General features: G+C 66.3%; 3 protein-coding genes. All 3 read left to right on the top strand.

Annotated features, from left to right (window positions below; genetic code table 11):
* Positions 1-125 precede the first annotated feature (125 nt).
* The 3 genes from DRB06_RS15250 to DRB06_RS15240 all read left to right on the top strand — a co-directional run bounded on the left by DRB06_RS15250 (position 126) and on the right by DRB06_RS15240 (position 2,452).
* Entirely contained in the window at positions 126-731 is a 606-nt protein-coding gene (locus DRB06_RS15250; RefSeq protein WP_395994458.1) for a TetR/AcrR family transcriptional regulator, read from the top strand.
* Between the two features lie 90 nt (positions 732-821).
* Positions 822-1,568, top strand: a complete 747-nt coding sequence (locus DRB06_RS15245) for a CDP-alcohol phosphatidyltransferase family protein (RefSeq protein ID WP_108968435.1) — start codon at positions 822-824, stop codon at positions 1,566-1,568.
* Entirely contained in the window at positions 1,568-2,452 is an 885-nt protein-coding gene (locus tag DRB06_RS15240; RefSeq protein ID WP_111820412.1) for a hypothetical protein, read from the top strand. Before DRB06_RS15245 ends, DRB06_RS15240 begins: the two co-directional genes overlap by 1 nt.
* Positions 2,453-2,471 lie beyond the last annotated feature (19 nt).

Below are 2,471 nucleotides of genomic sequence, written 5' to 3'. Positions count from 1 at the left end.
CGTTTGTCCCCGATGCCCAGGCGTTGCGCGCGCAACGCCTTGTCGGACGCCCCGGCATACCCGAGTTGCAAGACGCAGACACCCAACGAGCAGTTATGAGCAGCAAGGCCAGCAAGAGAACCCGGATGAGCGCCTCCGAACGGCGTGAGCAACTGATCACCGTGGCCCGAGCGCTGTTCGCTGAGAAGGGCTTCGAGGCCACCAGCATTGAGGAGATCGCCAACCGCGCCAAGGTGTCCAAGCCCGTGGTCTATGAGCACTTCGGTGGCAAGGAGGGCCTGTACGCCGTCATCGTGGACCGCGAACTCACCGCCATCTCCACTACGATCACGCAGGCGCTAAAGTCCTCCTCGTCCGCCTCGGTGATCGTCGAGCGCGCCGCGCTGGCGCTGCTCACCTACATCGAGGAATCCTCCGACGGCTTCCGCATCCTGTCCGCCACCAACACCCACAGCTCGGACACCTACTCCACCCTGCTGGCCGACGTCGCGATCCAAGTGTCGGGGCTGCTCGCCAAGCAGTTCTCCACGCACGGGCTCGATCCGCGCACCGCCCCGCTGTACGCGCAGATGCTGGTCGGCATTGTGGCCATGCCCTCGCAGTGGTGGCTGGACAACCCGGCGATGAGCAAGGAAGAGGTGGCCGCTCACATGGTCAACCTCGCCTGGAACGGCTTGCGCGCCATGACCCCCAATCCCACTCTGCGCGACGTCCCGACCACGGCGGAGTAGCACGCCGGGAGCTACCGGCCTCGGCCGGAGTCGGCGCCGCGCGGGGCATGCTAACTTGTTATGTCGTTGTACTACTGATTGGAGCTCTGGATGAGCGCATCCGCGTCCCAGACGAGTCCTCGCCCCTCAATCCGGGAGAACATTCATGCCTTGGCGTCGGCGCAGAAGGCGAAGGCGGGTGCCCCGCTGTACTCCCGCCTGATCAACCGGCCCGTGGGGCGGGTACTCGCCGCCATCGCCCACCGGCTGGGCATGACGCCTGACCAGGTCACGGCGATCTCCGCCTGCTGCACCTATGTCGGCATCGTGTTGCTGGCCGTATGGCGCCCCTCGGTGCTCGCCTGTGTGGCCACATCCCTGCTGCTGATGCTCGGCTATGCCCTGGACTCGGCGGACGGCCAGTTGGCGCGGCTGCGCCATGGCGGTTCGAAGGCGGGGGAGTGGTTGGACCACGTGGCCGACGTGATCAAGCTGTCCACTATCCACGGTGCCATCGCCATCGGCCTGTTCCGGTTCGCCGACCTGTCGACCCCGGCACTCCTGCTGGTGCCGCTGGCCTTCGGCGCGGTGCAGAACATCCACTTCTTCAGCTACATCCTCACCTACCAGTTGCGCTACGCCGGAGGCACCCCTCTGGCGAAGGACGAGGGCCGCGCGGGCGTGCTTAAGTCACTGCTGTCGGTGCCCACCGACTACGGGCTGATGTGCCTGGTGCTGGTGTTGCGCTTCGCGCCCGTGGTGTTCCTGTGGGTGTACGGGCTCATGCTCGTCGGCTATGCGGGCTACGTGGTCCTGGCGCTGCCCAAGTGGTATCTGGAACTGCGGGGGCAGCGCTGATGTCATTGCCGACCCCATTCAGGCTGCTCACCGGCCCCAAGTCGCTGCTGATATACACCGGCCGCCAGGATGGTCTCGGCAACCGGGTGCGGGCGCTGCTGTCCGCGAAGGTGCTGGCCGAGCGCGAGGGACGGGAGCTGTTCTACGTGTGGGGGACGGACCGCTACTTCGGTCCGGCCATGGACGAGCTATGGCACTTCGACGCCGGGCACCGCGTGCCGCGCTGGGCCTCTCGGGCCATCTCACCGATCCACCATTTCTACGGTCCCGGACCGACGGCGATCACGGAGTCCATGCGGCGCGATCACCTGTGGCAGATCCGCTCCGGCGGGCAGCCGGTCACCTGGGACGATGGCATGCGACCGTGGACGGAGGACTTCCGCGCCCTGACCCCGGTTGCGGAGATCGCCGAACGAGTCAACCGAGTCTTCGACGACTCCCTGCGCGGGCGGCGCTACGTGGGAGTGCAGGTGCGCTCCCATACGGTTTCGCACGCCAAGACCCTGCAGTCCTCACCGGTGGAGTGGTTCGAGCAGCGCATGCGCGCGGCGCGCGAACGATTCCCCGACGTGCGCTTCTACCTGTCCTGCGACACCGCCGAGGCGCAGGAACGGATCATGAGTCGCTTCGACGACTGCGTCGCCCTGAGTGACAAGGGCGGTTACAACACCACCGAGGGCGTGCGCTCGGCGATCGTCGACCTGTACCTGCTTGCCTCCTCCCAGCACTTCATCGCGCCGGCGTACTCGAGTTTCCCGGAGATGGCGGTTTACCTTGCCGACCACGCCATGTCTTTCGAGCGCCCCGACCAGCCGCTCACGGGGGAGCTGAGCCTTGACGCCGGACTGGTGAACAATCCCCTCAAACCTGCAATCCGCAACTGAGCGGTTGGCTATGCGCCGA

The organism is Actinomyces sp. Z5 (assembly GCF_003287795.1).
Classification (GTDB): Bacteria; Actinomycetota; Actinomycetes; order Actinomycetales; family Actinomycetaceae; genus Actinomyces; species Actinomyces glycerinitolerans.
The sequence above is the reverse complement of the archived record's forward strand: the minus strand, read 5'-3'. Positions and strand labels throughout refer to the sequence as shown.

Bases quoted from the DNA above. Each gene is read 5' to 3' on its own strand.
- DRB06_RS15250 (WP_395994458.1), top strand. From the start codon at position 126: ATGAGCGCCTCCGAACGGCGTGAGCAACTGATCACCGTGGCCCGAGCG.
- DRB06_RS15245 (WP_108968435.1), top strand. From the start codon at position 822: ATGAGCGCATCCGCGTCCCAGACGAGTCCTCGCCCCTCAATCCGGGAG.
- DRB06_RS15240 (WP_111820412.1), top strand. From the start codon at position 1,568: ATGTCATTGCCGACCCCATTCAGGCTGCTCACCGGCCCCAAGTCGCTG.